The following is a 6,940-nucleotide window of genomic DNA, read 5'->3' on the forward strand; positions in this document are numbered from 1 at the left end:
GTAGATCGTGGTGTTGTACTGGTCATGGCTGCGAAGCGTGGCAAGGCGCAGCGTGCCGGGATTCCGTTCCCGCGCCGGATCTTCCGCCACGCCGCGGAAGACGAGAAAATTCGCCCGGCCCGTATCCGTCTTCCACACCCGCTCGCTGGCCGGGTTGTAGAGGCGGAAGCCGCCGGGCTGGCGGAGGCGTTCGTTGAAATCATGGAACAGATCGGGATAGACCGCCTCGATATCGTCGCGGATGCGGGCATAGTCCGCGACATAGCCATCCCAGTCGATCCGGGGGGGCCGGTCGGCGAGGATCGCCTTCGCCATGCCGCAGACGATCGCGACCTCCGAGCGCAGCTGCGGGCTCGCGGGCTCCAGCAGGCCGCCGGAGGCATGGACCATGCTCATCGAGTCCTCGATCGTCACCGATTGCAGGACGCCGTTCTGCGGGTCGAGCTCGGAGCGGGCGAGGCAGGGCAGGATCAGCGCGTCCTGCCCGTGCACGACATGGCCGCGATTGAGCTTGGTCGCCACGCTGACGGTCAGGCCGATGCGGCGCATCGCGGCATCGGCCAGCGGCGTGTCCGGCACGGCGGCGGCGAAATTGCCGCCCATGCCGATGAAGACGCGAACGTCGCCGCGCAGCATGGCCTCGAGCGCGGTGACGACATTATGGCCATGTTCGCGCGGCGGCTCGAAGTTGAAGACCTTGCCGAGACGGTCGAGATACGCCGCCGAGGGCTGGTCGTCGATGCCGACGGTGCGGTCGCCCTGCACGTTGGAATGGCCACGCACCGGCGAGATGCCCGTCCCCGGCCGGCCGATATTGCCGCGCAGCAGCAGCAGGTTCACGCATTGCTGGATGTTCTGCGAGCCGTGACGATGCTGGGTGATTCCCATGCCGTACATCAGGATGACGTTCCTTGACGCCGCGTAGATGTCGGCGATCTGCTGCAGGGTCTCCCGCGAGAGGCCGGACGTCTCGAGAATGGCGTCCCAGGCCGTGGCGTCGAGATCGGCAACGAAAGCGTCGAATCCGCTGGTGTGGGCCGCAATGAAGTCGTGATCGAGAACCGGGGTGCGGCCGTTCGCCCGAGCGTCGCGGTCGGCCTCGACCAGCAGCTTCATCACGCCTTTCAACGCCGCAACGTCACCGCCGACTTTCACCTGGCAATACAGATGGGCGATGCGCTGGCCGCGATTGGTGAGTATGTCGCCCGCGTCCTTCGGGTCGGCAAAGCGTTCGAGGGCGCGCTCGCGCAGCGGGTTGAGCACAACGATGCGCGCGCCGCGCCTTGCCGCGTCGCGCAGCGTGCCCATCGCCCGCGGGGAATTGGTGCCGGGGTTCTGGCCGATCGAGAGGATCATGTCGGCGTGTTCGAAATCCTCGAGGGTCGAGGTGCCCTTGCCGATGCCGATCGACTGCGGCAGGCCGCGGCTGGTGGGCTCGTGGCACATGTTCGAGCAATCGGGGAAGTTGTTGGTGCCGATCAGGCGGCCGAGCAGGGCGAAGAGGAACGCGGCCTCGTTCGAGGTGCGGCCGGAGACGTAGAACTCCGCCTGGTCGGGGTGGTCCATCGCGGCGATGTGACGGGCGATCATGGCGAAGGCGTCGTCCCAGGCGATGGGGACGTACCGGTCGGTCGCGGGGTCGTATCGCATCGGTTCGGTCAGGCGGCCCTGGCTTTCCAGCCAGTGGTCGGACTGCTTCGCGAGATCGGCGAGGGTGTTTTGCGCGAAGAAATCGCGGGTGACGCGGCGGTCGGTCACTTCCCATGCGACGGCTTTTGCGCCGTTCTCGCAGAATTCGAAGGAGGAGGTGTGGCGCGGGTCGGGCCAGGCGCAGCCGGGGCAGTCGAAGCCTTCGGGCTGGTTGGTGGCGAGCAGGGCGCGGCTGCCGCGGGCGACGGCACTTTGCTGGCGCAGCGCGCGGGCGGTGGCGGCGAGCGCGCCCCAGCCTCCGGCGGGAGCATCGTAGGGGGCGAAGATATCGTCGGGATTGGCCATCCTGTCCTCCTTCCGTGGCCCGATTCACATGGAGGGCGGAGGTGGCGATGCAACCGGCGGCGGAACACGATCCGCCTCGGCAACAATGGCGTCGGCCTCAGCCGAACAGGCGGCCCGAGCTGGGGACGAGGCGGAGTCGGAGCCAGTCGTGCAGGGCCTCGCCGCTCATCGGCATCGCGAACAGGCTGCCCTGTCCCTCCTCGAAGCCGAGTTCGATCAGGCTGACGCGGTGATGATCGGTTTCCATGCCCTCGGCGGTGATGGTGAGGGCGACATCGCGCGCCATGCGGCCGATATGGAAGAGAATGGTCCGCCGGCGGGGATCATCCATCGCGTCCTTGATCAGGGAGCGGTCGATCTTCAGCCGGTCGAAGCGGAAATAGTACAGGGTCGAAATCGAGGAATAGCCGGAGCCGAAATCGTCGAGCGCGAGGCGGCAACCAAGCGCGGTGATCGCCTCAAGGATGCGGCGGGTCTCGGGCGAGACGTCGAGGATCGCGGTTTCGGTCAGTTCGAACTCGATCCGGCCCGGGCCGAGGCGGTGACGGACGAGGGCGGCGCCGATCCGCTCGATCAGCGCCGGATCGTGGAGCTGGACAGGCGAGAGATTGACCGCAACCGCGATGTGATCGGGCAGGGTGGCGGCGTAGGCGCAGGCGGCCTCGATGACGAAGGCGCCGATGCGAATGATGGCGCCGTTATGCTCCGAAGCCCGAATGAACTGGTCCGGCGGGAGAATGCCGTATTCCGGATGCTTCCAGCGGACCAGCGCCTCGACGGTGGTCACCGCGCCGCTGTCGAGCCGGACGATCGGCTGGTATTCGAGGAAGAAAACCTGCTTTTCGAATTCGCTCACCAGCGCGGCATCGATCTGGCGGAGGCGGGTCGTGTGCCGGTCGTTTTCCGGATCGAACAGGCGGGCGGAGCCGCGGCCGCTCGCCTTGGCGCGGTAGAGGGCGAGGTCGGCGGCGTGGCGGGCATCCTCCGGCAGGATGCCGGGGCGGGTGATCATCGCGATGCCGGCGCAGGAGCCGATCGCCACCGTGACGTCGGCGAGGCGAAAGGGATCGGCCAGCCGATCGATGATACGGCCGGTGACCGCCTCGGCATCGGCGATCGTCGCATCGGGCAGGAGGATCGCGAATTCGTCGCCGCCGAGGCGGAAGCAGCGATCATGGCTGCGCACGCATGACAGGATGCGGCGGGCGACCGCATGCAGCAGTTCGTCGCCCGTCTTGTGGCCGAAACGGTCGTTCACCGACTTGAAATGATCGAGATCGAGACAGATCAGCCCGGTGCCGACACCGACCGGCCCCGAGCAGGCCGCCTGCAGCGCCTCGTCGAAACTCATGCGGTTGCCGAGGCCGGTCAGGCTGTCGTGGCTGGCGATGTGGGCGATCTTGCGTTCGGCCAGGCGGTGGGCGGTGACGTCGGACCCGACGCCGCGATAGCCGATGAAGACCCCTTCGCGGTCGAACACCGGCTTGCCGGCAATGGACCAGCACCGCTCCTCGTTGCTGAAATGCAGCGGGGTCCGGGGTTCATTGAAGGTTTCCCGCCGCCCGATCCGGTGGATCAGGTTGCCGACCGCGGCGTTGCACGAATGATCCGGCCCGGCTCGGCCGTGTTCGACGAGAAAGCGGATGATCGACATGCTGGCGAGTTCCGCCGGCGTCGAACGCGCGACCTCGGCGAAGCGCAGCGAGGGGCGGATCAGCGTCAGCGAGGCATCGGTCTCCCAGAGGAAGTCGCTCGCCCCCTCCTCGAAATCGCGGAGGAGGAGGTTGATCACCTCGCTCTGGCGCTCGGCCTCGAGGCGGCGCAACTCGCGCTCCATCGTGTTGGCGTTGACGTAGAGGATGGTCGAGAAGGTGAGGAAGGCGTAGCTCGCGAGACCGATCAGCGTCGCGGCCGGGGGGATTGCCGAGTCCGCCATGATGGCGATGACGGAGCCGATCGTCACCGGTGTCCAGAGGGCGAGGGCGTAGAGTGCTGGACCCGAGAAGGCCGAGGTCGACATCAGCCCGATCGCGACCGCGTAGAGCATGCTCGTCTGCACCGGATCGGCATGGTGCAGCCCGCCGATCAGGATGAACGACCAGAATATGCCGATCATGAGGGCCAGGCCGGAAAAGGCGAGCTTGAAAACGACGGGCCGCACGTCCGCCGGTCGGCGGGCCCAGAGAATCGCGGAGATCGAGAGCAGGACGTAGCCGGTGAACAGGCCGGCGAAGCCCCCGGTCAGCAACGGCGCGCCATGCAGCCGGTTCCAGAAGCTCCAGCACAACGCACCCGAGACGAGCCCGCCTGTGACCACCATCCGGGGGACCAGCGCGGTTCTCATGTCCAGTAGCGATATGTCGATCTGACGTCGTGTTTGCGGCAACAGATCGAGGGTAGTCTGGCCTGACTGTCTCAATTTCAGTTTCTTTGCGACAGCGAATGGAAAATGATCAAATTCAAAATCCATCTTCCGACAACTTGCAAACCACTATAGGTTGAAATGATTTGTTAAATCTTAAAGCAGATCGGTTAAATTGCAAACGCGAACAACTTTCGGTGGAGACCAAAATGGTATATTCCCCCTTGGATACCGATGTCGAGCCGCGCACGGGCGTGAAGCGGCTGCGCGAGACCGGCAATATCATCGAGGCGCAGCTGGTCACGTCGCCGCAGCAGGCGCGCCTGGCCTACGGCATGCGCTACGACGCCTACCGTGAATACGGCTTTGTCGGCGAACGGCCGGATGGCCTGTTCAGTGACGAATATGATACGAGGCCGAATTACTCCACGATCCTGGTATTCCGCAACGGAACGCCGGCGGCGACGATCCGCGTCGCGCTGTTCGATCCGGGCCACCCTGATCCGGTGTTTCATCGGACCCAGGCCATGGAGATCTTCGAGACGGAGATCCGGGCGGTCGTCGCGGCCGAACGCCGGCCCGGCACCGCGGGCAGCGCGATCGAGCTTGGCAAGCTCGCGCGGGCGGCCGATGCGGCGAACGATGTCGAGGTGCTGTTCGCCGCCTTCCGCGCGGCGGGCTATATCGGGTTGCATCACGACGTCGATGCCGTGCTCAACGCGGTGCGCGCGCATCACATGCCGATGTATCGCCGCTGCGGTTTTCGCGTGCTGGAGCGGCCGCGGCCCTATCCGGGACTGACCTTCCAGACCGGGCTGATGGGGCTGTTCAGAGACCAGTATGCCGTGGCGCAGCATACCGTTCCGTTCATGGCCGGGATGGCGGCCGGCGACCCGACGCATCAGGCGCTGATGGCGGGCGAACCAGCGCGGCTTTCGGTGTTCTCTGCCCTCGAATCCTTGGCGGCGCGTGCGGCACCCCTGGCGATGCCGGCCGTTGCCGCGTCCTGAGGCGGCGGTACTCAGCGACGGGCGACGAAGTTCTCGAGCCAGTGGATCGTGTATTCACCGGAGCGGAAACCGGGGTCGTCGAGGATACGCAGGTGCAGCGGGATCGTCGTCCTGATGCCTGAAAGGGCGAATTCCTCGAGCGCGCGGCGCATCCGGGCGATGGCTTCGGCCCGGCTGCGCCCATGCACGATCAGCTTGGCGACCAGGCTGTCGTAATGGGAGGGCACGCGATAGCCGGCATAGATCGCTGAATCGAGCCGCACGCCGAGGCCGCCGGGGGCGTGGAACACCTCGACCTTGCCCGGCGAGGGGGCGAAGGTTTCCGGATCCTCGGCGGTGATGCGGCATTCGATGGCGTGGCCGTTGAACGAGATGTCGGCCTGGCCGTAGCCGAGCGTCTCGCCGGCGGCGATGCGGATCTGCTCGCGCACGAGATCGACGCCAGTGACCATTTCGGTGACCGGATGCTCGACCTGCAGGCGCGTGTTCATCTCGATGAAGGCGAACTGACCGTCCTGATACAGGAATTCGAGCGTGCCGGCGTTGCGGTAGCCGAACTTCGTCAGCGCCGCGGTGGCGATCTCGCCGAGCCGGTCGCGCTCCTCGCGGGTGATGCCGGGCGAACCCGCCTCTTCCAGCAGCTTCTGGTGGCGGCGCTGCAGCGAGCAGTCGCGCTCGCCGAAATGCACCACGTTGCCGTGATTGTCGCCCAGCACCTGAAGCTCGACGTGGCGCGGCCGGTCGAGATATTTCTCGATATAGACGGCGTTGTTGCCGAAGGCCGCACCGGCTTCGGCGCGGGCGGTGCAGAAGGCTTCCTCGACCTCTTCAAGGGTGCGGGCGACCTTCATGCCGCGCCCGCCGCCGCCGGCCGCGGCCTTGATCAGCACCGGGCAGCCGATTTCCGCGGCGACGCGCTTCGCCGCCTCGACATCCGGCACCTCGCCGTCCGAGCCGGGGACGAGCGGCACGCCGAGATCCGCCATCGTCGTCTTGGCGGTGATCTTGTCGCCCATCATGCGGATATGGGTGGGCGAGGGGCCGATGAAGGCGAGGCCATGGGCTTCCACCATCTCGGCGAAATCGGCGTTCTCGGAGAGGAAGCCGTAGCCGGGATGCACCGCCTCCGCCCCGGTGATCAGCGCGGCACTGATCAGCGCCGGCATGTTGAGGTAGGAGTCGCGCGCGGCGGGGGGGCCGATGCAGACACTTTCATCGGCCAGGCGCACATGCATCGCATCGGCATCGGCGGTGGAATGCACCGCGACGGTGGCGATGCCCATCTCGCGGCAGGCGCGCTGGACCCGGAGCGCGATTTCGCCCCGGTTGGCGATCAGGATCTTCGAGAACACGGGCACCGGCCGTTTATTCGACGATGACGAGCGGTTCGTCGTATTCGACCGGCTGGCCGGAGGCGACGAGGATGGACTTCACGGTGCCGGCGCGCGGCGCCTTGATCTGGTTGAAGGTCTTCATCGCCTCGATCAGCAGCAGCGTCTGCCCGGCCTCGACCGTCGAGCCGACGCTGATGAACGGTGCCGCCCCCGGCTCCGGCGAGAGGTAGGCGACGCCC

5 protein-coding genes are annotated in these 6,940 nt (G+C 66.5%); 1 reads left to right on the top strand and 4 read right to left on the bottom strand.

What is annotated here, in order from left to right; genetic code table 11:
- A partial coding sequence (locus APM_RS15785; RefSeq protein WP_007424387.1) for an FdhF/YdeP family oxidoreductase occupies positions 1-1,995 on the bottom strand: 1,995 nt, incomplete at its 3' end.
- Positions 1,996-2,092: 97 nt separating this feature from the next.
- Entirely contained in the window at positions 2,093-4,339 is a 2,247-nt protein-coding gene (locus tag APM_RS15790) for a bifunctional diguanylate cyclase/phosphodiesterase (RefSeq protein WP_241763176.1), read from the bottom strand.
- A 227-nt stretch (positions 4,340-4,566) separates the two neighbouring features.
- Between APM_RS15790 and APM_RS15795 the strand changes: the two genes are divergently transcribed.
- Positions 4,567-5,367: an N-acyl amino acid synthase FeeM domain-containing protein gene (locus APM_RS15795; RefSeq protein ID WP_013640792.1), complete on the top strand. Its 801-nt coding sequence runs from the start codon at positions 4,567-4,569 to the stop codon at positions 5,365-5,367.
- Between the two features lie 11 nt (positions 5,368-5,378).
- Here the strand turns inward: APM_RS15795 and accC are convergent, their stop codons facing one another.
- Together accC and APM_RS15805 are read right to left on the bottom strand one after the other, a co-directional pair.
- Positions 5,379-6,719, bottom strand: a complete 1,341-nt coding sequence (gene accC, locus APM_RS15800; RefSeq protein ID WP_007424390.1) for an acetyl-CoA carboxylase biotin carboxylase subunit — start codon at positions 6,717-6,719, stop codon at positions 5,379-5,381.
- A gap of 13 nt (positions 6,720-6,732) precedes the next feature.
- A partial coding sequence (locus tag APM_RS15805; protein ID WP_007424391.1) for a biotin/lipoyl-containing protein occupies positions 6,733-6,940 on the bottom strand: 208 nt, incomplete at its 5' end.

This window comes from Acidiphilium sp. PM (assembly GCF_000219295.1).
GTDB lineage: Bacteria > Pseudomonadota > Alphaproteobacteria > Acetobacterales > Acetobacteraceae > Acidiphilium > Acidiphilium multivorum.

Coding starts and splice junctions, on each gene's coding strand:
- APM_RS15790 (WP_241763176.1), bottom strand. CDS start 4,339: ATGAGAACCGCGCTGGTCCCCCGGATGGTGGTCACAGGCGGGCTCGTC.
- APM_RS15795 (WP_013640792.1), top strand. CDS start 4,567: ATGGTATATTCCCCCTTGGATACCGATGTCGAGCCGCGCACGGGCGTG.